Source organism: Microbispora sp. NPDC004025 (assembly GCF_053604425.1).
In genome coordinates, this window is record NZ_JBSGHN010000011.1 from 20202 (window position 1) to 44551 (window position 24350).

Below are 24350 nucleotides of genomic sequence, written 5' to 3' on the forward strand. Positions count from 1 at the left end.
TAAGGGCTGCTCACGGCTTCGCCATCGGCGTGCGTCTGCGGAGGTTCGCGGGCCGCCGGTCAGGACGGGACGAGGAACTGTGTGGCGGCCAGCTCGCGGTAGAGCTCGTCGGCCGCGACCAGCTCGTCGTGGGTGCCCCAGGCCCGCACGCGGCCGGCCTCCATCACCACGATGCGGTCGGCCCCGGTCACGGTGGACAACCGGTGGGCGATCACCAGGACGGTCGTCTCGCGCGCCACCTCGGCCACGACCTCCCGCAGCCGCATCTCGTTGACCGCGTCGAGCTGGGAGGTCGCCTCGTCGAGCAGCAGCAGCCCGGGGCGGCGCAGCAGCGCCCTGGCGATGGCCACCCGCTGCCGCTCGCCGCCCGACAGCAGCACCCCGCGATGGCCGACCTGCGTCTCCAGTCCCTCGGGCAGCCGCTCCACCAGGTCGTCCAGTCGCGTACGGGCGAGCGCGTGGGCGATCTCCTCGTGGGTCGCGCCGGGCGCGCCGAAGACGAGGTTCTCCCGGAGCGTGCCGGCCAGCACCGGCGCGTCCTGCTCGACGTACCCGAGCATGGCCCGCAGCTCGCCGAGCGGCCAGTCGCGGATGTCCCGCCCGCCGACGGTGATCGATCCCTCCTGCGGCTCGTAGAACCGCTCGACGAGGCCGAACACCGTCGACTTGCCCGCGCCGGAGGGGCCGACCAGCGCGGTCATGCCGCCGGCGGGCGCCTCGAACGTCACACCGCGGTGGACCACCGGGCGGTCCTCGCCGTAACGGAAGACGACTCCGGAGAACGTCACCCCGACGGGCTCGCCTCCCGTCCGCGTGACGGGGGCGGCGGCGGGCTCGGTGGGCAGCGTGGCGATCTCCTGGATGCGGGTCACCGCGGCCAGTCCGTTCTGGATCTGCGTGAGGCTCTGGACGATCTGGCCGATCGGGGAGACCAGGTAGAAGAGGTACATGAGGAACGCGATCAGGGCGGAGATCTCCATCTCCCCCGCCGCCACCCGCGCGCCGCCGATCCCCAGCACCGCCAGGAACGCCAGCTGGATCGACATCCACGCGCCGATCCCGGCCAGCGAGGTCCACGCGGCGGCGGCCACACCCCGGTCGCGCGCCTCGACGGCCGCCGCGCTCACCGCCGCGGTCTCCCGCGCCTCGGCCCCGCCGGCCTTGACCGTACGGAACGCCTGGAGGGCGCGGTCGAGTACCGAGCCCATCTCGCCGAGCGCCACCTGCGCCTCCAGGGAGGCGCGGCGGATGCGCGGGGCGATGACCACGCCCAGGAGCCCGACCAGCGCGACGACGGCGAGCGTGACGACCAGCAGCAGGCCGTCCATGATCGCCATCATCACGGCGGCGCCCAGGAACGTGAAGACCGAGCCGACCAGCGAGGCCAGCGCGTCCGTGCAGACGGCACGCAGCAGCGTGGTGTCCGAGCCGACCCGCGACAGCAGGTCGCCGGGCTTGAGCCGGTCCACGTCGGAGACCGTGAGCCGCAGGATGCGGTCCACCAGGCCACGGCGGGAGTCGAGCACGATCGTCTCGCCCATCCGCTCCAGCAGGAACCGCCCGGCCGCCGAGATCAACGCGCCGGCCAGGACCGCGACCGACAGCCCGAGCACCGGGCCGGCCAGCGCGCCGCCCTCGCCGAACGTGTCGATCACCTGCTTGGCCATGACCGGCATGGCGAGCCCGGTGAGACTGCCGACGAGGCTGAGCACGCCGCCCAGCAGGAGCACCCGCCGGTGCGGGCGCACCTGGTCGAACAGCAGCCGCCAAGAGGCGCGCTCCCCCAGGGACGCCTTCGTCCCCGGTCCGGGCCGGCCACCGCCGGGGCCGTCGCCGTCCGTCCCCATGGAGCCCCCTCGCGCGAACCCGGCGTGCGATCTCCCGGAGACACTAATTCACCGGAAACGCCGGTGCGCGCGGGGATTCAGGCGTCCCGGATCAGTCCACGTCCGGCACGTCGAGGTCGAACTCGGCGTCGCCGTCGTCGACGCGGCGCAGCTTGATGTCCTCCGCCCAGGCGTACGCGAAGCGGCGCACGGCGGCGACGCCCTCCTCGTCCAGGCCGCCGAACGCCTCGTCGGCGAGCAGGTCGACGGTCTCCAGCCGCTCGACCAGGTCCTCGACCCGCCACTCGTCGTCGAACTGCTCGCCGAGCTGTTCGAGCAGGCGGAAGGGGTACAGGCCGGACACCGAGGCGACGTCGGCGAAGTCGCGCGGCAGGCCGCGGTCCTGCAGGGCGCGGACCTTGAGGCCCACCGCGTCGTCCAGGCCCACCACCCGGCAGGGCCCGGCGTCGGCGGGCCGGTCCCGCAGCGGCTCGCGGAGCAGGGCGACCTCGCACGACTGGCCGGTGATCTCGTCGGTGACGACGACGCGGCCGATACGGGCGCCCGCCTCGCACACCTCGGCCGACAGGCCGGTGCTCCGGAACGCCTCGGCCAGCGCCCCGCCGATGTCCGCCAGCGGCGCCTCTCCGCCGGTGGCGAAGGTGAGGTCGTCGACCTGCCGAGACGTGCATCCGTGCGCCAGCAGGGCGTAGCCGCCGGCGAGCAGCAGGCCGTACCGGTCGAGGACGGGCCGCGCGTCCTCGATGAGGCGCAGGTGGAACGGGGGCGCGGAGAAGGCCGGGGACGCGGTCACCGTCTCAGTATCGCGTCCGCACCCACTGTGACGACGCGTCATCCGGGCACCCCGTAGAGCAGGCGGATCTGCCGGATGGTGTCCATGATCTCGTACCACGTGAGGCACAGGTCGGCCTCGGCCTCCTCGCCGCGCGCCTCGGCGGCCATCAGCCGGTCCCCCGTGAGCAGCGCCGCCTCCCGCTTGAGCTGGGCCGCCATCCGTTGGAACATCAACCGCTCGCGTGACTCCATTACCGCCCCTCCCGCCCCCCAACAGTTCTCACACATGGGTGAAATACCCATAGAACCGGCCGAAATGCTCATGGAGAGATCCGCGCACGTCACAGGGGTTCCGGCGGGTGACTCAGCGGGCCCGGGGGCGGCCCGACCGCCCGTGCCGCACGGTGTGGTCGGCGCCCGACCGGGGGCGCGAGGACACCACCCGCCGCCGGTGGCGCCGCGGAGGCAGCACGGGCGCGGGCAGGTCGTGGCGGCCCGAGACGAACTCCTGCACCGCGATCTTCGCCCTGATGACCGGGCGGCGCCAGCGTTCCTCCCGGTGGACCGCCTTGGCCATCAGTCGCGGCCGTGGCCGTCTCGCCCGCCCGGAGTAGCACCAGCGGGCCCACGGCGAGCCGGGACGCGCCACCCGCACCGCCCCCACGTACAGCAGCGGCGGCACGAACAGTCCCAGCAGGCCGCTCCAGATCTTCCCCTTCAGCAGGGTGACCACGGCGAAGACGAGGTTGACGACGAGGAACGCCGAGGCCTTCCAGCCCCCTCCGCCGTCCGCGCCGTCCGCGCCGTTCCAGGCGAGCGGGCGCAGCCCGAGCAGCAGCAGGCCGGTGGCCGCGATCGCCACGAAGACCGCGTCCACGGAGGCGCGGCCCTCCTCCTGCCAGTAGACGTCGCGCAGGTGCAGGATCAGCGCGAACTCGTCGAGCACGAGGGCGGCGCCCACGCCGAACACGGCGGAGGAGAAGGAGTACCACCCCGTGGACACGTCCGACAGGACCAGCCCGGCCACCCCGCCGAGCAGTGTGAGCACCACCCCGAACACGACGTGGTGGATGTGCATCTCGCCCACGCTGACGTTGCCGAGCCACCGCACCCGCGCTCTGATCAGCCGTACGTTCACCCGCGTGAAGACGAACGCCGTGATCAGCGCGACGAAGAAGCAGAACAGCGGCAGACGGTGCGCCTCGATGATGCGTTCGTGAAACCAGTCGGCCATGAAGCGATCCCCCGGCCTCCGATGCTAGTGCCGCGACCGACGGGCTTCGCCCCTCAGGAGCGGTGTGCAGGGTGGTGCCGCTCCGGGCACGCGACGGGGCGAAGATCGGCGGGAGGGGCACCAGGCGCGTGAGAGTGGTCAGGCGAGGAAGCCGCGCAGCAGGGCCGCCGTGCCCTCCAGGTGCTCGGCCACCGCCCGCTCGGCCGCCTCGGGGTCGCCGTCGAGGATCGCGGCCGCGATGGCGGCGTGCTGGGCCGCCGCGTGCTCGATGTTGGGCCGCAGCACGGGGATCGCGTTGAGCAGGTCGGTCACCCGGAGCCTGGCGTCCGCGCAGGCGGCGGCCAGCAGCGGCGAGCCGCTCAGCTCCGCGATCGCCAGGTGGAACGCGATGTCCATCCGGCGGTAGTCGGCCGGGGCCGCGTCGTTCACCCCGGCCAGCCGCGCGTCCAGCGTCTCCCGCTGCCGCGCGGTCAGCTCCGTGGTCGCGAGGACCCTGGCCGCCCCGCACTCGACGGCCATCCGGAACGTCAGCGCGTCCTCGAGGTCGTCTTCACCCATGCGGGTGACCGCCCTGCGCAGGTCGCCCTTGCGCGGGCTCGGCGGCCGGTAGACGACGAAGGCCCCGCCGTACCGGCCGCGCCGTACGTCGAGGTAGCCGGCCTCCTGCAGGGCGCGGATCGCCTCGCGCAGCGTGACCCGGCTGATGCCGAGCCGGGTGGCCAGCTCGCGTTCCGGCGGCAGCTTCTCGCCGTGCGGCACGACGCCGAGCTTGATGGCCTGGAGAAGGCGTTCGACGGTCTCCTCGAACGCGTTGCCCGCCCGCACCGGCCGCAGCAGCGACACCACTCCGGTGATCCCCACGGTCCCGGCGGGTACGCGCGGGCGGGAGACGGACGCCTCCGCCGGGGTGATCTCCATGCGCGTCGTCCCTCCCCCGTCGCCGCGGGCCCCCCCATTCCTCCGATCGAGGTTAAACCCCGGGAGCATTGTTGACGACGAGGGGAACATGGTGCTTGCATGCCCTCAATGGTCTGATTCCAGACTTTTGGACGGGAGGCACCGTGCTCAGCGTGGAGCGACTCCGCGATGACGTCGAAGCGGGCCGCGTGGACACGGTCCTGCTCGCGGTCACCGACATGCAGGGGCGGCTGCAGGGCAAGCGGCTGTCGGCGCGGTACTTCCTGGAGGAGGTGCTGGACCACGCCGCCGAGGGCTGCAACTACCTCCTCGCCGTGGACGTCGACATGAACACCGTGGACGGCTACACCATGTCGTCCTGGGAGCGCGGGTACGGCGACTTCGTGATGCGGCCGGACCTGTCGACGCTGCGCCGGGTGCCCTGGCACGAGGGGACCGTCCTGCTGCTCGCCGACCTGGTATGGGAGGACGGCGCGGACGTCGTGGCCTCCCCCCGGCAGATCCTGCGCCGCCAGCTCGCCCGGCTCGCCGAACGCGGCTGGACCGCGTACGTCGGCACCGAGCTGGAGTTCGTCGTCTACGACGACAGCTACGAGCAGGCCTGGCAGCGGGGCTACCGCGACCTGACCCCGGCCAACCTCTACAACGTCGACTACTCGCTGCTCGGCACCTCCCGCATCGAGCCGCTGCTGCGGAAGATCAGGCTCGGCATGGAAGGCGCCGGGCTGTACGTCGAGTCGGCCAAGGGCGAGTGCAACCTCGGACAGCACGAGATCGCCTTCCGGTACGCCGACGCGCTCACGACCTGCGACAACCACGTGTTCTACAAGAACGGCGCCAAGGAGATCGCCGCCCAGGAGGGCAGGTCGATCACCTTCATGGCCAAGCCGAACCAGCGCGAGGGCAACTCCTGCCACATCCACATCTCGCTGCGGGACGCCGACGGCACACCGGTGATGGCGGGCGGCGAGCCGTACGGGCTGTCGGAGACCGGGCGGCGGTTCATCGCCGGTCAGCTCGCGGCGATGCGCGAGCTGACCCTGCTCTACGCGCCCAACATCAACTCCTACAAGCGGTTCGTACCCGGGAGCTTCGCCCCCACCGCGGTCAAGTGGGGCGTGGACAACCGCACCTGCTCGCTGCGGCTGGTCGGCCACGGCCCCTCGTTGCGAATCGAGAACCGGGTGCCCGGCGGCGACGTCAACCCCTACCTCACGGTCGCCGCGATGATCGCGGCGGGGCTGCGCGGCATCGACGCCGGATTGGAGCTGGAGGAGCCGTTCGGCGGGAACGCCTACGACTCCGGTGCCGAGCGGGTGCCCGCCACGCTCCGCGACGCCCTGGCGCTGTGGGAGGGTTCGCCGATCGCCGAGGAGGCGTTCGGCAAGGACGTGGTCGAGCACTACGCCAACAACGCGAGGGTCGAGCTGGCCGCCTTCGACGCGGCGGTCACCGACTGGGAGCTCTATCGGGGGTTCGAACGGCTGTGAAAATAGTCAATCCGGCGACCGAGGAAGTGATCGCCGAGGTCGAGATGGCGGACGCCGCCGAGGTGGACCGCGCCGTCGAGCGCGCCCGCCGGGCGTTCCCGGCCTGGAGCGCGGTGGCTCCGGGCGAGCGCGCGCGGCTGCTGCGCCGCTTCGCGCAGATCGTGGAGGACCACGCCGAGGAGCTGGCCCGGCTGGAGATCGCGAACGCCGGGCACACGATCGGCAACGCCCGCTGGGAGGCGGGCAACGTCCGCGACGTGCTGAACTTCTACGCGGGCGCGCCCGAGCGCGACCACGGCAGGCAGATCCCGGTTCCGGGCGGGGTGGACGTCACGTTCGCCGAGCCCCTGGGCGTGGTCGGGATCATCGTGCCGTGGAACTTCCCGATGGTCATCATGACCTGGGGGGTCGCCCCGGCTCTCGCCGCCGGCAACACGGTGATCGTGAAGCCGGCCGAGTGGACCCCGCTGACCGCGCTGCGGCTGGCCGAGCTCGCCCTGGAGGCCGGGCTGCCCGAGGGCGTGCTGCAGGTCGTCCCGGGCGAGGGCGAGGTCGCCGGCGCCCGGCTCGTGGAGCACCCGGACGTACGGAAGATCGTCTTCACCGGCTCGACCGAGGTCGGGAAACTGATCGGCGCCAAGGCCGCCGAGCAGGTCAAGCGGGTGACGCTGGAGCTGGGCGGCAAGAGCGCCAACATCGTCTTCGCCGACGCCGACCTGGACCGGGCGGTGGAATCGGCCCCGATGGCGGTCTTCGACAACTCCGGCCAGGACTGCTGCGCGCGCTCGCGCATCCTGGTGGAGCGTTCCGTCTACGACGACTTCCTGCTGCGGCTGTCGCAGGCCGTGCGGCAGGTGACCGTGGGCGACCCGAACGACCCGGCGAGCCAGATGGGCCCGCTGGTCAGCGCCGAGCACCGGGAGCGCGTCGCCTCGTTCGTCACGGACGCGGAGGTGTACGCGGCCGGGTCGTGCCCGGGCGGCCCCGGCTACTGGTTCGCGCCCACCGTGCTGGCGGCGCCGGACGGCTTCGACCCCCTCGCGCCCGGTTCGGGGGCCTTCCACCGCGCGTACACCGAGGAGATCTTCGGCCCGGTGGTCTCCGTCGTCCCCTTCGACGACGAGGAGCACGCCGTGCGCGTCGCCAACCACACGGCGTACGGGCTGTCGGGGTCGATCTGGACGCGCGACGTGGGCCGGGCGCTGCGCGTGGCGCGGGCCGTCGAGGCGGGCAACCTGTCGGTCAACTCGCACTCCAGCGTCCGCTACTGGACCCCCTTCGGCGGCTTCAAGCAGTCGGGCCTCGGCCGCGAGCTCGGCCCGGACGCCCTGTCCGCCTTCACCGAGACCAAGAACGTCTTCATCGCCACGGAGTAGATCAATGCAGCGTTTGCAGGACCGCGTCGCCGTCATCACCGGCGGCGGCAGCGGCATCGGGCTGGCCACGGCCCACCGGTTCGCCCAGGAGGGCGCCAAGATCGTGGTCGCCGACCTCGACGAGGAGGCCGGCGCGAAGGCCGCGGGAGAGGTCGGCGGCCTGTTCGTGAAGGCCGACGTGGCGAACGAGGACGACGTGGCCCGGATGTACCGGACCGCGTTCGAGGAGTTCGGCAGCGTCGACGTCGCGTTCAACAACGCGGGCATCTCCCCGCCGGACGACGACTCGATCCTCGAGACCGGCATCGACGCCTGGCGCCGCGTGCAGGAGGTCAACCTCACCAGCGTCTACCTGTGCTGCAAGCACGTGATCCCGTACATGCGACGGCAGGGCAAGGGCTCGATCATCAACACCGCGTCGTTCGTCGCGGTCATGGGCTCGGCGACCTCGCAGATCTCCTACACCGCCTCCAAGGGCGGCGTGCTCGCGATGAGCCGCGAGCTTGGCGTCCAGTTCGCCCGCGAGGGCATCCGGGTCAACGCGCTGTGCCCCGGCCCGGTGGACACCCCGCTGCTGCGGGAACTGTTCGCCAAGGACCCCGAGCGCGCCCAGCGCCGTCTCGTCCACGTGCCGATCGGCCGGTTCGCGCGGGCCGAGGAGATCGCCGCGGCGGTCGCGTTCCTCGCCTCCGACGACGCGTCGTTCATCACCGCCTCGGAGTTCCTGGTCGACGGCGGCATCTCCGGCGCGTACGTCACTCCGCTGTAGGGGGCGGGGATGGCTCGTCCCGTGATCGGCGTGACGTGCTACGTCGAGCCGGCGAAGTTCACCGTGTGGGACATGCCGGCGGCGCTGCTGCCGTACATGTACGTCGAGCACGTCGAGCGGGCGGGCGGGCAGCCGGTCATCCTGCCGCCCGCCGGGGAGCCCGCCGAGCTGGCCGGGCGGCTGGACGGGCTGATCATCGCGGGCGGGGGCGACATCGACCCCGCCCGGTACGGCTCCACCCCCGCCCCCCAGACCGGCTACGTCCGGAAATTTCGTGATGATGCCGAGTTCGGCCTGATGGCGGCGGCGCTGGAGACCGGCCTCCCGTTTCTCGGCATCTGCCGGGGGCTGCAGGTCCTCAACGTGGCGCTCGGCGGCACCCTCCACCAGCACCTGCCCGACGTGGTCGGCCACACGGACCACTCCCCCGCCCCCGGCACGTTCGGCCGCGTCCCCGTACGGCTCTCGCCCGGGCTGGCCGAGATCTACCACGGCGAGGACCTGACGCCCGCCCACTACCACCACCAGGCGATCGACCGCCTGGCGGACGGCCTGGAGGTGACCGGCCGGTCGGACGACGGCACGATCGAGGCCGTCGAGGTCACCGGCGCGGCGTTCGCCCTGGCCGTGCAGTGGCACCCGGAGGCCGACGAGGACGGCCCCCTCTTCCACGCCCTCGTCGCCGCCGCCCGCCGTTGAGGAATCCGGGGCGACGCGCGTCGCCCCAGCCTGATTTCCATCCCGTGACAGACGCACCGGCACGGCGGCCGAACCCTGCGTGATCGCCCGGCGGCGCCCCGGTGAACACGGCTTTCGTCTTCGCGCACCGTGACGGGCGGGCCCGCCGGAAACACGCGGAGGCGCGTTCCCCGCATTATGTAACCGATTTCATTTGATGCACGTGCATGTTCGCTCGGCATTCATCGTTATACGGAACGCAATGTCATCGACGGAACTACACACCCGGACAGGCGCCGCGAAAAACGCAATTTTGACGAATGCAGGCGTAGAGGGATATCGTCAAATTCCTGTCAATGCCGCATCGCCGGCGCGTTCAGGCTGCTTTCGCGTGCGAGGGGAACCGTGTTATACGCCGTGCTCGGACCGTTCCTGGCCATGAAGCCCTCGGGGGACGTCATCGCCGGGCTCGCCCCCAGGCACCGGCAGCTCCTGGCGCTGTTCCTGCTGAATGCCAATGTCACGGTTGATCGGGACAGGCTGATCGATCTGCTCTGGAATGGCTGTCCCACTAAATCTGCGCGCCGGAATCTTACCACCTACATCGCGCAGATGCGGCGGCGGCTCTCTCCGCGGGACCCCGGCCTTTCTCCGCTCCACAGCGTGGAGGGCGGGTACCTTCTTTCCGTACCGCCGGGATCCGTGGATGCTGCAGTATTCAACGATTTCACCGCGCAGGGCAGAATCGCTCGCGACAATGGCGATTACCACAATGCCGCGCGGATGCTCGAGAACGCGCTGAGCCTGTGGCGGGGCGACGCCCTGGCCGGCATGAGGCACGTGGACGAGCTCGCCGCGTGGGCGGAGCGCCTCGACGAGGACCGGCGCGCGGCGACCGAGGACCTCTTCGACGTACGGCTGGCGCTCGGGGACCACCGTGAGATCGTCGGCGGCCTGACCCAGTGGGCGAGGCGGCACCCGTTGCGTGAACGGCCGCACCGGCAGCTCATGCTGGCGCTGCACCGGTCGGGCCGCACCCACGACGCCTCGGCCTCCTACCAGCGGCTGCGCCGGACCCTGGTCGACCGCCTCGGCACCGAACCGTCCCCCGACACCCAGGCTCTCCACCAGCGGATCGTCACCGACGACCCTTCCTCCACTCCGGCACGCGTCCGTGCGGGGCATCGCCCGTCTCGCGACCCCGAACACGGAAAGTGACGAACCGGCCGAGGTTCGAGCCATCCGCCAAGAGCTTGGCGACCCGGATGCGCGGTAATGCCTCCGCGCAGCCACACAGACCGCGAGACGTACCTGACGTACAGTAGGTACATGAGCGAGCCCGCATCCGACTTTCCGCCGCCGCCCTACAGCGTGCAGGAAGTCAGTACGACACAAGCACGCAAGGACCTCGCCGAACTCGTCAACCAGGCGGTATACGGTCACGTCCACACGATCCTGACGAGGGACGGGCGACGACTGGCCCGGATCATCCCCGAAGAGGACGCATGGTTCTACACGCCTGAGTGGCAGGAGAAGCTCGCGAGAGCGCAAGACGACCTCGCCGAAGGCCGCGTGAAGAGCTTCGAGTCGATGGACGAGATGTTCGCCGACTTGGAGACGGAGCAGTGAGGTACCTCCGCACCGCCCAATTCGACAACGACTACCGCAAGCTGCCCGCCGAACATCGCAAACTGTTCCAGCAAGTCGTTTTCGATCACTTCATACCGGCTCTGGAGCAAGGAGCCCACACGGGCCGGGCGCCCTGGCCCCGCCGGCTGCGCGTCCATAAGATCGGCGACGTCTACTCACTCACCTGGAGTTTCGCCTCCCCGGACGGGCGGGCGCTCTTCACCTTCACTCTTCAGGAGGCGGAGTCCGGCGAGCCGGTGCTCGTCTGGCTCGCCGTCGGCTATCACGACGTCTACCGGCCTTCCTGACCTCGATGACGCCGACTCGGTGGCGCCGCGGGCGCAGACCGGGAAGTCAGGGCGTCCGGCAGGTTACGGGGGTGGCGGCTAACCACTAGGCTGGGCAGCGCACCAGTGATCCCGTGCGGGAGAGCGTCCTGGCATCCGGTCAGGGCCCCTGAAGGAGCAAGCCCTCCCCGCGAACCTCTCAAGGCAAAGGACCGTACGGGCCAGGTGACCTCTGGAAAGAAGGCCGGTAGGCCTCGCCGAAGGTGAAAGTCCGGCAAAGATCGGACGAAGCTCTCAGGCGCCGATGACAGAGGGGGAGGATGCCCGATAGTTCAACGCTGCATCCGTCCTTTCCGAGGTGGGCATGTCCCGATCCACCCCGCTCCGCGGGGTCCACGAAAGCCTGGGCGCGACCCTGACCGATTTCGCGGGCTGGCAGATGCCCCTGCGCTACGGCAGCGAGTCGGCCGAGCACAACGCGGTGCGCACGGCCGCCGGGCTGTTCGACCTGTCCCACATGGGCGAGATCTTCGTCGTCGGGGCGCAGGCGGGCGAGGCCCTCGACCACGCCCTCGTGGGGCACCTCAGTGTCCTCGCGCCCGGCCGCGCCCGCTACACGATGATCGTGAACGAGACCGGCGGCATCCTCGACGACCTCATCGTCTACCGGCTCGACGAGGACCAGTACATGGTCGTCGCCAACGCCTCCAACTACGCCCTCGTCGCGCGTGAGCTCGCCGACCGGGTCCGGGGATACGACGCGCGGGTGACCGACCGGTCGGACGAGTACGCGCTGGTCGCCGTGCAGGGGCCGCGCAGCACCGAGATCCTGGCCCCGCTGACCGACGCCGACCTCGACGAGCTCAAGTACTACGCCATCCTCCCCGGCGTCGTCGCGGGCACGCCCGTCCTGATCGCGCGCACCGGCTACACCGGCGAGGACGGCTTCGAGCTGTTCGTGCTGAACGAGCACGCCGTGCCGCTGTGGAACGCCCTCACCGAGGCGGGCAGGGACGCCGGGCTCGTCCCCGCCGGCCTGTCGGCCCGCGACACGCTGCGTCTGGAAGCCGGCATGCCGCTGTACGGCAACGAGCTGAGCGCGGCGATCACGCCGTTCGAGGCGGGCCTCGGCCGGGTCGTCCGCTTCGACAAGCCCGGCGACTTCGTGGGCAAGGCCGCCCTCGAGCGGGTCGCGGCGAACGACACCACCCGGCGCCTGGTCGGGCTTGTGGCGCGCGGCCGCCGCGTCCCCCGCCACGGCTACCCCGTCACCCGGGACGGCGCCGTCGTCGGCGAGGTGACCAGCGGCGCCCCGTCGCAGTCCCTCGGCCGCCCGATCGCCATGGCGTACGTCGACGAGGACGCCCTGGAAAAGGGCGGCCTGACCGTGGACATCCGGGGCAGCCAAGAACCGGTCGACGTCGTCGATCTGCCTTTCTACAGGAGGAGCAAGTGAGCACCATTCCGGACGACCTGAGCTACACCAAGGAACACGAGTGGGTGGCCGGGATCGAGGACGGCCTCACCGTGACGGTGGGCATCACGGCGTACGCGGCCGAGCAGCTCGGCGACGTGGTCTACGTGGAGGTGCACCCGGAGGTCGGCGCCACGGTCGCGGCCGGCGACGCGGTCGGCGAGGTGGAGTCCACCAAGTCCGTGAGCGACATCTTCGCGCCGGTGAGCGGTGAGATCGTCGAGATCAACGCCGCCGTCGCGGACACCCCCGGGCTCGTCAACTCCGACCCGTACGGCGAGGGCTGGCTGTTCCGCGTGCGCGTGGAGGAGGAGCCGGATGACCTGCTGTCGGCCGCGGAGTACACCGCGCTGACCTCCGGCGAGTCCTGACCGGCGGTTGAGAGGCGACGGTCAATGGCGATCAGCGTCTTCGACCTGTTCAAGGTGGGGATCGGGCCGTCCAGCTCGCACACGGGCGGCCCGATGGCGGCGGCGCACAAGTTCGTCCGCGGACTGCACGAGGACGGGCTGCTGGAGAAGGTCACCCGGGTCGAGGCCATCCTGTACGGCTCGCTCGGGCTGACCGGCAAGGGCCACGGCAGCGACAAGGCGGTCCTGCTGGGCCTGTCCGGCGACAAGCCCGAGCTGGTCGACGTCGACACCGTCGACGAACGGCTCGCGGCGATGCGGTCGAGCGGCACGGTCACGTTGTACGGCGTGCACGAGATCCCGTTCGTGGTCGGCGAGCACCTCGTCTTCGAGCGCAAGCTGTCGCTCCCCCACCACCCGAACGGAATGCGGTTCACGGCGTACGCCGACGACACGGTGCTGCTCGAGAAGGTGTACTACTCGGTCGGCGGCGGTTTCGTGGTGGACGAGAACGCCACCGGCGCCGACCGGATCAAGCCCGACGACACGGTGCTGCCGTACGCCTTCACGACCGCGCACGAGCTGCTCGCGCACTGCGCGGAGACCGGCCTGTCGATCTCCGGCCTCATGATGGAGAACGAGAAGGCCTTCGGCCGTACGGAGGAGGAGATCCGGGCCCGCCTGCTGCACCTGTGGGCGGTCATGGCCGAGTGCGTACGACGCGGCACCAGCCGCGAGGGCGTCCTGCCGGGCGGCCTCAAGGTGCGCCGCCGGGCCCACCAGCTGTACCGGCGGCTGCAGGGCGAGGCCGACGGGACCGACCCGCTGCGGGCGATGGACTGGGTCACGCTGTTCGCGCTGGCCGTCAACGAGGAGAACGCCGCGGGCGGCCGGATCGTCACCGCGCCGACCAACGGCGCCGCGGGCATCGTCCCGGCCGTCCTGTCCTACTACATGCGCTTCCTTCCGGGCGCCGACGAGGACGGCGTCGTCCGTTTCCTGCTCACCGCGGGCGCGATCGGCGTGCTGTTCAAGGAGAACGCCTCCATCTCCGGTGCGGAGGTGGGCTGCCAGGGCGAGGTCGGATCGGCCTGCTCGATGGCCGCGGCGGGCCTCACCGAGGCGCTGGGCGGGACGCCGGAGCAGGTCGAGAACGCCGCCGAGATCGGCATCGAGCACAACCTCGGCCTGACCTGCGACCCGATCGGCGGGCTCGTCCAGATCCCGTGCATCGAGCGCAACGCGGTCGCCTCGATCAAGGCGATCGCCGCGGCCCGCATCGCGCTGCGCGGCGACGGGCGCCACTTCGTGTCGCTGGACAAGGCCATCAAGACGATGCGCGACACCGGCAGGGACATGCTCGACAAGTACAAGGAGACCTCGCGCGGCGGCCTCGCCGTCAACGTCATCGAGTGCTGACCCGGCGTCCGCGGGCCGTGGCGTCTCTCGATGTGACGCGCGTGCGGCTCACCAATATCGTGGTGGCTTCCCGGCGATGAGGAGGGCCGTCACGTGAGGTGGCGCGAGGCGCTGCGCCCGCATCGGGCGTTCCTGGTCGTGCTGGCGGCGGGTGTCGCGCTGCGCGCGCTCGCCGTGCTCGGCTACCGGCCCGCGCTGTGGTTCTGGGCCGACTCCTTCGCCTACCTCAGCTCGGCCCTCGACCTGCGGCCGCTGCCCTCGCGGCCGTCCGGCTACTCGCTGTTCCTGGCGGCGCTGAGCCCGCTGCACAGCATCACCGCCGTCGTGGTCGTCCAGCACCTGCTCGGCCTCGGCATGGCCGTGTGCGTGTACGCGCTGCTGCGCCGCCGCACCCGGCTGCCGGGCTGGGGCGCGGCGCTGGCGGCGGCTCCGGTGCTGCTCGACGTCCACCAGATCCAGCTCGAACACCTCGTCATGGCGGACCTGCTGTTCACCGCGCTGATCGTGGCCGCCGTGACGATCCTGCTGTGGCGTCCCAGGCCCGGCGCGTGGTCGGTCGTCGCCGCGCTGCTGCTGCTCGGGCTGGCGACGATCACCCGCACCCTCGGGCTGCCCCTGATCGCGCTGGCACTGCTGCCGGTGCTGCTGGCCCGGCGCTGGCGGACCGCGCTCGCCGGGCTCGCCGCCGCGTCCGCCGTGCTCGGCGGGTACGCCGTCTGGTTCCACGACGCCCACGGGTCGTACGGGATGGGCGGCAGCAGCACCTGGCTGTGGTCGCGGACGATGACCTTCGCCGACTGCGCGGTCATGAAGCCGCCGGAGGAACTGGCGGTGCTGTGCCCGTCGGGGCCCCGGCTCGCCGCGCCCGCCTACATCTGGGACGCCGACTCCCCCATCCAGCGGGTGAAGAAGGACAAGGAGCGCCTGGCGGGCGAGTTCGCCTCGCTGGCGATCCGCAGCCAGCCCCTCGACTTCCTGACGACCGGTCTGCACGACGCCATGTGGGCGTTCGAATGGGACCGGAAGGTCTACCCCGCACCGGGCACGCAGAGCGCGTACGTGTTCCCCGCCTCGGTGAAGCCGTTCACCGCCAAGGTGGCCTCCTCGGGCCGTACGGCCCCCGAGCTGACCACCGCCTACCAGGGCGGCTCCGGGGACACCGACGTGGTCGAGCCGTTCGCGGGGTGGCTGCGCGCCTACCAGGAACAGGGCTTCCTGCGCGGGCCGCTGCTGGCGGCGATCCTGCTGGCCGGCCTCGCCGGGCTGGTGGCGCGGCGGTGGACGGCGCTGCTGCCCTGGGCCGCGGCGGCGGTCCTGCTCCTGCTGCCGCCCCTGATCGCCGCCTTCGACCACCGCTACGTGGTGCCCGTGGTGCCGCTCGCCTGCCTGGCCGCCGGCCTCGCCCTCGGCTCCGGCGCGACCCGCGCGCCGTGGCGATCAGAGGGGCGATCAGAGGGGCGGCCGAAGGAGCGCTCGCAGAGGCGTGCCCGAGGACGGTCAGCGGCGGCGGACGTGCAGGCGGACGACCGCAAGCGCGTCGTCTCGACCGACCGCGCGGCGAACGCGTGAGATCGCCGACTCGTCCAGCCGCCTGATCACCTGCCGCAGGTCGGCGGACCGCTGGAGCGACACCGACACCCGCAGCCTGCCGTCACGCACGAGCCTGACGGAGATGCGGCCGATCCCGTCGATCCCCTTCAGCGCCACGCCGAGCATGGCGATGCCGGAACCGGTGCGGCTGCCGACCCGGCCCCAGCCGAGCGCCATGACGAGCCAGCGGGTCGCGACCAGGGCGAGCAGCATGGCCACCCCGGCCAGCAGGGGCAGCGCCCACGGCCGCCCGTCGGTCACGCTCGCGTCGGCCAGGGCCGCACCGGGCCGCCGCCGCGCGGCGGCCAGCAGGCCGGCGCCACCCGCGACCAGCGCGAGGCCCACGAGGCAGAGCCCGACCCGGTTCCCCAGTCGCCGGCGCACCTCAGCCCCCTCTCCTGCGCAGCCGTACGACGACCTCCTGGCGGGACCGGACGCCGAGACCCGACAGCCGGTCTCCCACGGCCGCGCCGACCTCCCGCAGCAGGGCGCCGGTCGTGTCCGCGTCGGCCACCACGGCGACCTCGATCCGCCTGCGGAGGATGTGGACGTCGGCGCGGCGGACGTGCTCGACCTCGCGGGCCGAGGCGGCGAGCGTCCGGCGCAGACCGGCGCGGGTCAGGCCCATGGCGAGAAGCGGGTCCCGGCATTCCAGGGGCACGAGCCGGGGACGGCCGGGGACGAGCGCGAGGGCCACCAGCCCCACCCCGCAGACGATCATGCCGACCGCGGCGACGGGAACGACGGGGTCGGCCGGCGTGACGTTCAGCAGCCGGGGCGGCAGCCGCCAGGGCAGGGACCCGCCGATCATGACGGCGACGACCGCCGCGGTGAGCACCCAGCCGAGCAGGGCGAGGACGGAGGCGACCGCGACGGCGGCCGGAGTGCGGCCCGGCCGCAGAGCACGCATGGCGGCCCGGCGACCGGCCACGCGGTCCGCGGCGACGCCCATGCCGTTTTCAGCGCCCGTGCCGCTTCTGGCACCCGTGCCGCTTTCAGCGCCTTGGAAGCTCCCCGCTCCTCCGGCGCCCTGGGCACTCCTTGCCGACGAACCCGCCAGGAATCCCTGCACGACGCTCATCAGCCGTTCACCCTTTCCGCTCACCGCGCCGGGTCCGCTCGGTAGTCACGTCACCATGGGTACACGGCGCGGCGGCGGGAGGGGCGGGTCACCCGCCGCCTTGCGCGATCTTGGTGGCTCCGCGCCGGAGGATTTACCCAGGCGCGGCTAACATGAATTCAGCTCATGTATTTCGGCCGGCGCCGTACTAGGCTGCGCACATGGACGACCGACAGCGCCTCGACCAGGCCACGGCCCACCTGGAGCCGCCCTTCGCCGTCCTCGACATGGACGCGCTCCGGTCGAACGCGGCCGCCATGGTGCGCCGGGCCCGGGGCAAGCCGATCCGGGTCGCCAGCAAGTCGATCCGGTGCCGGCCCGTGCTCGAGCGGGTCCTGGCCATGGACGGCGTCTCAGGCGTCATGGCCTTCACTCTGCCCGAGGCGCTGTGGCTGGTCTCCACCGGCCTGCGGGACGTGCTCGTGGCCTACCCGACCGCGGACAGGACCGCGCTGCGCACCCTGGGATCGGACGAGGTCGCCGCACGGGAGATCACCGTCATGGTGGACTCGCCCGAGCACCTCGACCTGATCGAGAGCCTCCGGCTTTCCCACCGCGTCCGGGTGTGCCTGGACCTCGACGCGGGGTTCGTGGCTCTCGGCGGCAGGTTCCGCGCGGGCGCGCTGCGGTCGCCGATCCGCGAGCCCGAACAGGCCGCCGAGATCGCCGCCCACATCGCCAAGCGCCCGGGGCTGCGGCTGGCCGGGCTCATGGCGTACGAGGCCCAGATCGCCGGGGTGGGCGACGACGTGCCCGGGCCGTACGGGCGGGCGGTGCGCCTGATGCAGGAGCGGTCGCGCCGCGAGCTGGTCGTCCGGCGCGGACGCATCGTGCAGGCCGTGCGTCAGGTGGCCGACCTGGAGTTCGTCAACGGCGGAGGCACCGGAAGCATCGAGAAGACCGTCGCCGAGCGGGCGGTCACCGAGGTAGCCGCGGGCTCCGGGTTCTTCCATCCCCGGCTGTTCGACTTCTACCGAGGCTTCACCGGCCGGCCGGCGGCGCTGTTCGCCCTGCCGGTCGTGCGCAAGCCGGCACCGGACATCGTGACCGTGCTCGGAGGAGGCTATCCGGCCTCCGGCGCCCCGGGACCCACCCGGCTGCCCCAGCCGTACCTGCCCGCCGGGCTCCGATACCACCCGGACGAGGGCGCGGGCGAGGTGCAGACGCCCCTGCTCGGCGAGGCCGCGGCCGATCTCCGCCTCGGCGACCGCGTCTGGTTCCGGCACGCGAAGGCCGGCGAGCTGTGCGAGCGCTTCGCCTCGCTGCACCTCATCGAGGGGGACCGGGTCACCGAGGAGGTCCCGACCTACCGCGGCGAGGGCAAGACCTTCCTCTGACCGCGCCGGCCTGGCGGCCGCCTTTCCTCGGCAAACGCGGACGCCGCCGCGAAACGCGTCACGGCGGCGTCGTCCCTGGGCGGGTCAGCGGGAGCGGCGCGTTTCCGGCGGGTCAGCGGGAGCGGCGGCGCAGGAGCACGATGGCCGCGCCCACGACGACGACCACGCCGATTCCGATCAGCACCGGAGCCATGTTGGGCGCCGGGTACTCCGCGGGCTGCTCCCCTTCGCCGTCGGCCGGGGCGTACGTGCGCGGCCCCAGGACCATGTCCTCCATCGACGTGACGAAGTCGCGCGCGTTGGCCTTCGCCTTCGCGACGCCGCGCTCCGCGACCCGCTTCGGGCTCACCCGGTCCGCGATGGCGTCGACCGTGCGAGCGAGCTCCGCCCGCGTGCGCTCGATCTTCAGCTCCAGCGCATCGGGATCGGTGTCCGCCATGCGATCCCCCTTCTGTGGTATTGGTGTGTGATCAGTCTGCCAGGTCCGCCGGTCGCCCCGCACAGCGGCTGAGCCGGTAGTTTGGTTGACGCTTGCCCGCCGATCGCCGCGGGTCACCTTTTCCGGAGGACGTGATGAGCAAGCTCCAGCCCGGCGACGCCGCGCCGGACTTCACCCTGACCGACGCCGACGACAACGAGGTCTCGCTGGAGACGTTCCGCGGCAAGCGGGTCATCCTGTACTTCTACCCTGCGGCGATGACCCCCGGATGCACCAAGCAGGCCTGCGACTTCCGCGACAACCTCGGCGCGCTGACCGAGCAGGGCTTCGTGGTGCTGGGCGTGTCCAAGGACAAGCCCGCCAAGCTGCGGCAGTTCCGCGAGCGCGACGCGCTCACGTTCCCGCTGCTGTCCGACACCGGTCTGGACGTGCACAAGGCGTACGGCGCGTACGGCGAGAAGACGAACTACGGAAAGACCGTGATGGGCGTCATCCGGTCCACGTTCGTGATCGACCCCGACGGGAAGATCGAGAAGGCTCTCTACAACGTGAAGGCCACCGGTCACGTCGCCCGCCTCACAAAAGAGCTGGGTATTTCCTGACATATCCCTTTCGACGTGCTCCCGGAATTGTCGGCGCCCGCCGATAAATTCCGGGACATGGCGAAGTACAAGTACACCCCAGAGTTGCTCGCCGACGCGGCGGCGGCCGCGAGCAGCATCGCCGATGTGCTGCGTCATCTCGGCATCCCGTGGTCGGGCGGTGCCCACGCCCACATCAGCCGCCGTCTCAAGCACTTCGGTATCGACACAACCCACTTCCTTGGCCAGGCTCATAGGCGAGGCCAGCCGTCGCCGCGACGGCGTCTACCGGCGGACGTGCTGGTCCTGAATCCCGTCGGCGCCGCTCGCGAGAAGCCGGGCAAGCTCCGGCGGGCGCTGCGTGAAGTGGGAGTCCCCTACCGCTGCGCAGACTGTAAGATAGGCGGCACTTGGCAAGGCCGGTCACTGACATTGCACATCGACCACGTCAACGGCGACTGGCTGGACAACAGAAGAGAGAATCTGCGATTTCTCTGCCCGAACTGCCATTCTCAGACCGAGAATTTCGCGGGCAAGGGAAAACGCGAAGGGGTCGTAGTCCAACGGCAGGAGACCGCGGCTTTAGGTGCCGTACAGTGCGGGTTCGAATCCCGCCGACCCCACCAAGACTCAAATGGAAACAACGGCGCAATGGATTCCGCGGTTGAGGCGGATTCTGCCGGTGAGAAGAAGGCGCCGCCCGCGAAGATGGCCGTGATGGTCTCAGCGGAAGACCTCGCCTTCCTCGAACGCTTCATGGCGGCGGAAGGAGCTCCGTCTCGGTCCTCCGCCATCCGCACTGCCATCGCTCTGCTCCGCGCTCAGAGTGAGCGGGAATGATTGCGATGGAGAGCTTCCGCATATCCGGGGCGGATCAGAAGGACAACGACGTCCCGTTCTCGTCCGGCCGTACGGCGAGCAGAGGCCGACGAGGGTTCGCCATTGTACGGCTCTCGCGGCGCCCGCGCGCCGACCGGCGCGCTCCGGTGACGACCGGCCGGGCCCACCCGGGACGTTTCGATGCCCGTGACCGGGAGGAGCCGACAGCCGCGGCGACCCACCGGAGAGACCCGTGGGCGCGCGCCGGCCCCTCCGCCGGCGCGCGCCCTTCCGGGGAGCGAAGGTCAGCCGGGCGCCTGGCAGCGCACTCCGGCCTCGGTGCTCCTGCACCACGGGGGCAGGAGGTCGTCCTGCGACTGCGGGGCGTTCTGGCCGTAGCCTCGGGGGAAGAAGCGCTGCCGGTCACCGCCGGTGTCCCAGCTCGTCCCCGCGTCCGCCCGGCCCCAGACCATCGCGGTGACGGCCACGATGCCACCGCCGAGGAGCGCTCCGACGAGCGCGGACGCGATGCCGACGGCCACCAGCCGGCCCGTGTGCCCGCGCGGGAGCCGAGCCGACAGGCGCGCGGGGAGGCCGGGCTGCGGTGCCGACGCGAACGGCGGACGCTCATTCTGCCAGCCGGGGGCGTTCCATCCCGCGCCGCCGGGCCCGAAGGCGTACCCGCTGCCGCTCGGGAGCGCACTCGCGGGTCCCGGCCCCGACCGGCCCGGGCCGGCGGAGCCTGTCCACGGCGCGTACGGCCCCGGCGCCCCGGACGCGGCCGCCCCGGGCGTGTTCATCGGACCGGGCGCGTTGTTCGGGCCGGGCGCGCTGGTCGGGCGGGCCCAGGGTGAACCCGGCCCGGCCGCCCTGGGCGTGGTCGCCGGGCTGGTCCACAGTGCCGTGGGATTCGGTGGCGGTGGCGGTGGCGCGGTCGGCCCGGTTGGCGCATTCGGCGGGGTCGAGCCGATCGGCAGACTCGGCAGGCTCGGTGCCCCCGGGCCCGCGGGCTCAGCGGCCCCGCTGGTCACGGCCGGCGCACTTGACCCGGTCGGCGTTGCCGGGGCGACCGGCGCGGTCCCAGCCGGCTCGGCCGGTGCCGCCGGGCCGGCGGGCTGACCGGCCCCGCTGGTCGCGGTCGGCTCGCTCAACCCGGTCGGCCCGGTTTCCGGCTCCGGGCGCGGGCCGCGCGGCTCGTCCCCGGTGCCGCGCGACCCCGCGTCCTGATCCGCCATTCAGATCTCCCTTACCCGCTTCAGAGAAGCGTTCCCGGGAACAAGGATGCGGCGTGATCCGTAAGAACGGCGTAAACCCGACGGGCGCCTGCGACCTGAGTCGTACCACCGTATCCGCCGCAAGGGTGAGACCTTCCTGAGCAGCCGATACATATGGTTGGGTACGTGTTCGGCAGACTACGCGCCTGGACCCGGCGCCACAGCAAGCTCGTGGACGCGCTCACGGTCTCCCCGCTGGCGCTGTTGAGCCTGGCCACCGTCGAGACATTCACCCGGTCGGGCTCGGTAGGGGCACGGGATGTGGGCGTGCCCGGACTGCTGCTGCTGTCGGCCGCCCTCATCGTTCCGCTGACCTGGCGCCGCGAGCACCCCCGCGAGGTGTTCGCCGTGGTCGCCGCCGTCAGCTTCGTCCAGTGGCTGCTCGACGTCATCGTCCTGCCCGCCAACATCGCGGTGCTCGTCGCGGTGTACGGCGTGGCCTCGCGCTGCACGCTGCGGTGGGCGCTGGCCGCCGGGGCTGTCGCGGAGTTCGGGCTGCTGCTGGCGATGCTGCGCTGGTCCAACGACGCCGGGCAGGCGTGGCCGTCGTCGTCGGCCTTCATCGTCGCCGTCTGGATCGCCGGGATCTACGCCAACACGCGCCGCCGCTACGTGGAGAGCCTCGTCGAACGCGCCGAGCGGGCCGAGCGGGAGCGCGACCAGCAGGCGCGTATCGCGGCCGCCGCCGAGCGCGCCCGCATCGCCCGTGAACTGCACGACGTGGTGGCGCACAACGTCAGCGTCATGGTCGTCCAGGCCGACGGCGCGGGGTACGCTCTCGACGGCGATCCGGAGCAGGCGCGGCGTGCCATGCAGGCGATCTCCGCGACCGGTCGGCAGGCGCTGGCCGAGATGCGTAGGCTGGTGGGCGTCCTGCGGCAGGACGCCGGCAGCCCCGCGGAGGAGTACGCTCCGCAGCCCGGCGTGGCCCAGTTGGGCGACCTGATCAGGCAGGTCAGGGATTCTGGGCTGCCGACCGAGTTCACCGTGACCGGCACCGCGCGGACGCTGCCCGAGGGCGAGCAGCTCGCCGTCTACCGGATCGTGCAGGAGGCGCTGACGAACGCGCTCAAGCACGGCGGCCCCGGCACGCGGGCCTGGGTGGAGATGACGTACGGCAGGGGCGAGCTCGAGCTGAGGATCAGCGACGACGGCAGGGGCGCCGCCGCGCCGCGCCTGGTCGGCGGGCACGGCCTGATCGGCATGCGGGAGCGGGCGGCGATGTACGGCGGGAGCGTCGAGGCGGCCCCGCGGACCGGCGGCGGGTTCCGGGTGGTCGCCAGGATCCCCATCGGGATGGCCGCGTGACCGGGTCGTCCCCCGACCGGGTGACCGGCGTCCCCGACCGAATGACGGGGCGGTCCCCCGGCCGCGTACGGTTGCGGGGATCGCGGCGATGACGAGCGGAGCGGAGCGGCAGTGATACGCGTCATGCTGGTCGACGACCAGGAGCTGGTGCGGACCGGGTTCCGGATGGTCCTCGGGGCGCAGCCGGACATCGACGTCGTGGGCGAGGCGGCGGACGGGCTTGCGGCCGTCGAGGCGCTGCGCACGGTCGAGGCGGACGTGGTCCTCATGGACGTCCGCATGCCGCGGATGGACGGCGTGGAGGCGGCCCGCGTCATCTGCGCGGCGCCGGACGGTCCCAAGGTGCTGATCCTGACGACGTTCGATCTCGACGAGTACGCGTTCGCCGCGATCAAGGCGGGCGCGGCGGGATTCCTGCTGAAGGACGTGCCACCGGCCGAGCTGATCAGCGCGATCCGGTCGGTCCACACGGGTGACGCGGTGGTCGCGCCGAGCACGACCCGCCGCCTGCTCGACCGTTTCGCCGTGCTCCTGCCCGAGGGGGACCAGCGGCGGCAGGACACCGGCGTGCTGACGGTGCGGGAGCGGGAGGTGATGGTCCACGTGGCCCGCGGCCTGTCGAACGCCGAGATCGCGGCGCGCCTGCACCTCGCGGAGGCGACCGTGAAGACCCACCTGGGCCGCATCCTGGCCAAGCTGGGGCTGCGCGACCGCGCCCAGGTGGTGGTCTACGCGTACGAGACCGGTGTGGTCTCCCCCGATCATCCGCGGGGCTGAGTCCGGACTACCCCGCAAGTCGCACACGTCCCGCGGGGCCCGTCCTGTGGCCGCACGCCGAGAACGTCCGCGAGGCCGAGGAAACGCCCTGATCACGGCCATAGCGTGGCGTCATGACCACAACAACCCAGGTTCGCACCGCGGTCGTCGCGCGGGGACTGACGAAGGTGTACGGCGAGGGCGACGCGGCGGTGCACGCGCTGCGCGGCGTCGACATCGGTTTCGCCGCGGAGGCGTTCACCGCGATCATGGGGCCGTCCGGCTCCGGTAAGTCCACCCTGATGCACTGCCTGGCCGGTTTGGACACCGTGACGGACGGACGGGTGAGCATCGGCGACGTCGAGATCACCGGTTTGAACGACAAGCAGCTCACGCTCCTGCGTCGCGAGCGCGTCGGTTTCATCTTCCAGGCGTTCAACCTGCTACCGACACTGACGGCCGAGCAGAACATCCGGCTTCCACTGGAGATCGCGGGCCGTCAGGCCGACCAGGCGCTGTTCGACCGTGTGATCGAGACGGTCGGCCTGCGGGACCGGCTCAGGCACAAGCCGAGCGAGCTGTCGGGCGGCCAGCAGCAGCGTGTCGCGGTGGCCCGGGCGCTCATCAGCAAGCCCCAGGTGATCTTCGCCGACGAGCCGACGGGCAACCTCGACTCGCGCAGCGGCGCCGAGGTGCTGGCGTTCCTGCGCAGGTCGGTGCGGGAGCTCGGGCAGACGATCGTGATGGTGACCCACGATCCGGTGGCGGCGTCGTACGCCGACCGGGTGGTGTTCCTGCGTGACGGCCTGCTGGTGAGCGAGATCGATCGGCCGACGCCGCAGGCCGTGCTCGACACGCTGATGGCGCTGGAGGCCTGAGCC

Annotated in this window: 26 protein-coding genes, 1 tRNA gene and 2 riboswitches; of the genes, 18 read left to right on the forward strand and 9 right to left on the reverse strand. The window is 71.8% G+C overall.

Going from position 1 to position 24350, the window contains the following annotated elements:
- Positions 1-59 precede the first annotated feature (59 nt).
- The 5 genes from ACWEQG_RS25095 to ACWEQG_RS25115 form a co-directional block, all read right to left on the reverse strand.
- Positions 60-1847 (reverse strand): ABC transporter ATP-binding protein, encoded by a 1788-nt coding sequence (locus tag ACWEQG_RS25095; RefSeq protein ID WP_452288236.1) that lies wholly within the window; start codon positions 1845-1847, stop codon positions 60-62.
- A gap of 91 nt (positions 1848-1938) precedes the next feature.
- Positions 1939-2640, reverse strand: a complete 702-nt coding sequence (locus ACWEQG_RS25100) for a nucleotidyl transferase AbiEii/AbiGii toxin family protein (protein ID WP_452288238.1) — start codon at positions 2638-2640, stop codon at positions 1939-1941.
- Positions 2641-2678: 38 nt separating this feature from the next.
- Positions 2679-2873, reverse strand: coding sequence for a hypothetical protein (locus ACWEQG_RS25105; protein ID WP_363465728.1), 195 nt, complete (start codon positions 2871-2873; stop codon positions 2679-2681).
- A 112-nt stretch (positions 2874-2985) separates the two neighbouring features.
- A complete protein-coding gene (locus ACWEQG_RS25110; RefSeq protein ID WP_452288240.1) occupies positions 2986-3855 on the reverse strand; it encodes a hypothetical protein in 870 nt (289 codons plus the stop codon).
- A 138-nt stretch (positions 3856-3993) separates the two neighbouring features.
- Positions 3994-4773: a FadR/GntR family transcriptional regulator gene (locus ACWEQG_RS25115; RefSeq protein WP_452288242.1), complete on the reverse strand. Its 780-nt coding sequence runs from the start codon at positions 4771-4773 to the stop codon at positions 3994-3996.
- 152 nt (positions 4774-4925) lie between these two features.
- Here ACWEQG_RS25115 and ACWEQG_RS25120 point away from each other — a divergent pair, with 152 nt between their 5' ends.
- The 11 genes from ACWEQG_RS25120 (at position 4926) to ACWEQG_RS25170 (ending at position 15814) form a co-directional block, all read left to right on the forward strand.
- Positions 4926-6263, forward strand: a complete 1338-nt coding sequence (locus tag ACWEQG_RS25120) for a glutamine synthetase family protein (protein ID WP_452288243.1) — start codon at positions 4926-4928, stop codon at positions 6261-6263.
- On the forward strand, positions 6230-7639 hold the full coding sequence (locus ACWEQG_RS25125; RefSeq protein ID WP_452288631.1) for an aldehyde dehydrogenase family protein: 1410 nt from the start codon (positions 6230-6232) through the stop codon (positions 7637-7639). The genes ACWEQG_RS25120 and ACWEQG_RS25125 overlap by 34 nt, the downstream gene beginning before the upstream one ends.
- 4 nt (positions 7640-7643) lie before the next feature.
- Positions 7644-8408 carry a 3-oxoacyl-ACP reductase gene (locus tag ACWEQG_RS25130; RefSeq protein WP_363465738.1) on the forward strand — a complete coding sequence of 255 codons (765 nt, stop codon included), beginning with the start codon at positions 7644-7646 and terminating at the stop codon, positions 8406-8408.
- A 9-nt stretch (positions 8409-8417) separates the two neighbouring features.
- Complete coding sequence (locus ACWEQG_RS25135) at positions 8418-9107, forward strand: gamma-glutamyl-gamma-aminobutyrate hydrolase family protein (protein WP_452288245.1); 690 nt, start codon at positions 8418-8420, stop codon at positions 9105-9107.
- A 417-nt stretch (positions 9108-9524) separates the two neighbouring features.
- Positions 9525-10304, forward strand: coding sequence for an AfsR/SARP family transcriptional regulator (locus ACWEQG_RS25140; protein WP_452288633.1), 780 nt, complete (start codon positions 9525-9527; stop codon positions 10302-10304).
- Between the two features lie 111 nt (positions 10305-10415).
- Positions 10416-10715: a type II toxin-antitoxin system Phd/YefM family antitoxin gene (locus tag ACWEQG_RS25145; protein WP_452288247.1), complete on the forward strand. Its 300-nt coding sequence runs from the start codon at positions 10416-10418 to the stop codon at positions 10713-10715.
- A complete protein-coding gene (locus ACWEQG_RS25150; protein ID WP_452288249.1) occupies positions 10712-11023 on the forward strand; it encodes a hypothetical protein in 312 nt (103 codons plus the stop codon). The genes ACWEQG_RS25145 and ACWEQG_RS25150 overlap by 4 nt, the downstream gene beginning before the upstream one ends.
- Positions 11024-11129: 106 nt before the next feature.
- A riboswitch (glycine riboswitch) is annotated at positions 11130-11227 on the forward strand.
- Positions 11228-11323, forward strand: a riboswitch (glycine riboswitch). It begins immediately after the preceding riboswitch.
- 43 nt (positions 11324-11366) lie between these two features.
- Positions 11367-12458: a glycine cleavage system aminomethyltransferase GcvT gene (gene gcvT, locus ACWEQG_RS25155; RefSeq protein WP_452288251.1), complete on the forward strand. Its 1092-nt coding sequence runs from the start codon at positions 11367-11369 to the stop codon at positions 12456-12458.
- Positions 12455-12847 (forward strand): glycine cleavage system protein GcvH, encoded by a 393-nt coding sequence (gcvH, locus tag ACWEQG_RS25160; RefSeq protein ID WP_363465746.1) that lies wholly within the window; start codon positions 12455-12457, stop codon positions 12845-12847. Before gcvT ends, gcvH begins: the two co-directional genes overlap by 4 nt.
- Before the next feature lie 24 nt (positions 12848-12871).
- Positions 12872-14245 (forward strand): L-serine ammonia-lyase, encoded by a 1374-nt coding sequence (locus ACWEQG_RS25165; protein ID WP_452288253.1) that lies wholly within the window; start codon positions 12872-12874, stop codon positions 14243-14245.
- Between the two features lie 93 nt (positions 14246-14338).
- The gene (locus tag ACWEQG_RS25170) at positions 14339-15814 is read left to right on the forward strand and encodes a hypothetical protein (protein WP_452288255.1); all 1476 of its coding nucleotides are present in this window, start codon (positions 14339-14341) and stop codon (positions 15812-15814) included.
- Here ACWEQG_RS25170 and ACWEQG_RS25175 read toward each other — a convergent pair.
- Entirely contained in the window at positions 15743-16219 is a 477-nt protein-coding gene (locus ACWEQG_RS25175; protein WP_363465752.1) for a hypothetical protein, read from the reverse strand. The two genes, ACWEQG_RS25170 and ACWEQG_RS25175, sit on opposite strands and share 72 nt — an antisense overlap.
- A gap of 1 nt (position 16220) precedes the next feature.
- Positions 16221-16787, reverse strand: a complete 567-nt coding sequence (locus tag ACWEQG_RS25180; RefSeq protein ID WP_452288257.1) for a DUF6286 domain-containing protein — start codon at positions 16785-16787, stop codon at positions 16221-16223.
- Between the two features lie 329 nt (positions 16788-17116).
- Between ACWEQG_RS25180 and ACWEQG_RS25185 the strand changes: the two genes are divergently transcribed.
- Positions 17117-18292 carry an amino acid deaminase/aldolase gene (locus ACWEQG_RS25185; RefSeq protein WP_452288258.1) on the forward strand — a complete coding sequence of 392 codons (1176 nt, stop codon included), beginning with the start codon at positions 17117-17119 and terminating at the stop codon, positions 18290-18292.
- A 112-nt stretch (positions 18293-18404) separates the two neighbouring features.
- On the opposite strand, the gene ACWEQG_RS25190 is transcribed toward ACWEQG_RS25185, so the two are convergent.
- Positions 18405-18731 (reverse strand): DUF3618 domain-containing protein, encoded by a 327-nt coding sequence (locus ACWEQG_RS25190; RefSeq protein WP_169981972.1) that lies wholly within the window; start codon positions 18729-18731, stop codon positions 18405-18407.
- Between the two features lie 134 nt (positions 18732-18865).
- Here ACWEQG_RS25190 and bcp point away from each other — a divergent pair, with 134 nt between their 5' ends.
- Positions 18866-19333, forward strand: coding sequence for a thioredoxin-dependent thiol peroxidase (gene bcp, locus ACWEQG_RS25195; RefSeq protein WP_452288260.1), 468 nt, complete (start codon positions 18866-18868; stop codon positions 19331-19333).
- Positions 19334-19861: 528 nt separating this feature from the next.
- A tRNA-Leu gene (locus ACWEQG_RS25200) sits at positions 19862-19938 on the forward strand.
- 498 nt (positions 19939-20436) lie between these two features.
- On the opposite strand, the gene ACWEQG_RS25205 is transcribed toward ACWEQG_RS25200, so the two are convergent.
- Positions 20437-20931, reverse strand: coding sequence for a hypothetical protein (locus tag ACWEQG_RS25205; RefSeq protein WP_452288262.1), 495 nt, complete (start codon positions 20929-20931; stop codon positions 20437-20439).
- On the opposite strand from ACWEQG_RS25205, the gene ACWEQG_RS25210 reads away from it, so the two are divergent.
- The 4 genes from ACWEQG_RS25210 to ACWEQG_RS25225 all read left to right on the forward strand — a co-directional run bounded on the left by ACWEQG_RS25210 (position 20924) and on the right by ACWEQG_RS25225 (position 24347).
- Positions 20924-21250, forward strand: coding sequence for a hypothetical protein (locus ACWEQG_RS25210; protein ID WP_452288264.1), 327 nt, complete (start codon positions 20924-20926; stop codon positions 21248-21250). The genes ACWEQG_RS25205 and ACWEQG_RS25210 overlap by 8 nt on opposite strands.
- Positions 21251-21531: 281 nt before the next feature.
- Positions 21532-22713 carry a sensor histidine kinase gene (locus ACWEQG_RS25215; RefSeq protein ID WP_452288266.1) on the forward strand — a complete coding sequence of 394 codons (1182 nt, stop codon included), beginning with the start codon at positions 21532-21534 and terminating at the stop codon, positions 22711-22713.
- A 111-nt stretch (positions 22714-22824) separates the two neighbouring features.
- Entirely contained in the window at positions 22825-23490 is a 666-nt protein-coding gene (locus ACWEQG_RS25220) for a response regulator (RefSeq protein WP_452288268.1), read from the forward strand.
- A gap of 113 nt (positions 23491-23603) precedes the next feature.
- Entirely contained in the window at positions 23604-24347 is a 744-nt protein-coding gene (locus tag ACWEQG_RS25225; RefSeq protein WP_169981977.1) for an ABC transporter ATP-binding protein, read from the forward strand.
- Positions 24348-24350 lie beyond the last annotated feature (3 nt).

Excerpts from the sequence above, each read along its gene's own strand:
- ACWEQG_RS25095 (WP_452288236.1), bottom strand. The coding sequence starts at position 1,847 with ATGGGGACGGACGGCGACGGCCCCGGCGGTGGCCGGCCCGGACCGGGG.
- ACWEQG_RS25105 (WP_363465728.1), bottom strand. The coding sequence starts at position 2,873 with ATGGAGTCACGCGAGCGGTTGATGTTCCAACGGATGGCGGCCCAGCTC.
- ACWEQG_RS25110 (WP_452288240.1), bottom strand. The coding sequence starts at position 3,855 with ATGGCCGACTGGTTTCACGAACGCATCATCGAGGCGCACCGTCTGCCG.
- ACWEQG_RS25115 (WP_452288242.1), bottom strand. The coding sequence starts at position 4,773 with ATGGAGATCACCCCGGCGGAGGCGTCCGTCTCCCGCCCGCGCGTACCC.
- ACWEQG_RS25130 (WP_363465738.1), top strand. The coding sequence starts at position 7,644 with ATGCAGCGTTTGCAGGACCGCGTCGCCGTCATCACCGGCGGCGGCAGC.
- ACWEQG_RS25135 (WP_452288245.1), top strand. The coding sequence starts at position 8,418 with ATGGCTCGTCCCGTGATCGGCGTGACGTGCTACGTCGAGCCGGCGAAG.
- ACWEQG_RS25140 (WP_452288633.1), top strand. The coding sequence starts at position 9,525 with ATGAAGCCCTCGGGGGACGTCATCGCCGGGCTCGCCCCCAGGCACCGG.
- ACWEQG_RS25145 (WP_452288247.1), top strand. The coding sequence starts at position 10,416 with ATGAGCGAGCCCGCATCCGACTTTCCGCCGCCGCCCTACAGCGTGCAG.
- gcvT (WP_452288251.1), top strand. The coding sequence starts at position 11,367 with ATGTCCCGATCCACCCCGCTCCGCGGGGTCCACGAAAGCCTGGGCGCG.
- ACWEQG_RS25165 (WP_452288253.1), top strand. The coding sequence starts at position 12,872 with ATGGCGATCAGCGTCTTCGACCTGTTCAAGGTGGGGATCGGGCCGTCC.
- ACWEQG_RS25180 (WP_452288257.1), bottom strand. The coding sequence starts at position 16,787 with ATGGGCGTCGCCGCGGACCGCGTGGCCGGTCGCCGGGCCGCCATGCGT.
- ACWEQG_RS25185 (WP_452288258.1), top strand. The coding sequence starts at position 17,117 with ATGGACGACCGACAGCGCCTCGACCAGGCCACGGCCCACCTGGAGCCG.
- ACWEQG_RS25190 (WP_169981972.1), bottom strand. The coding sequence starts at position 18,731 with ATGGCGGACACCGATCCCGATGCGCTGGAGCTGAAGATCGAGCGCACG.
- bcp (WP_452288260.1), top strand. The coding sequence starts at position 18,866 with ATGAGCAAGCTCCAGCCCGGCGACGCCGCGCCGGACTTCACCCTGACC.
- ACWEQG_RS25205 (WP_452288262.1), bottom strand. The coding sequence starts at position 20,931 with ATGAACACGCCCGGGGCGGCCGCGTCCGGGGCGCCGGGGCCGTACGCG.
- ACWEQG_RS25225 (WP_169981977.1), top strand. The coding sequence starts at position 23,604 with ATGACCACAACAACCCAGGTTCGCACCGCGGTCGTCGCGCGGGGACTG.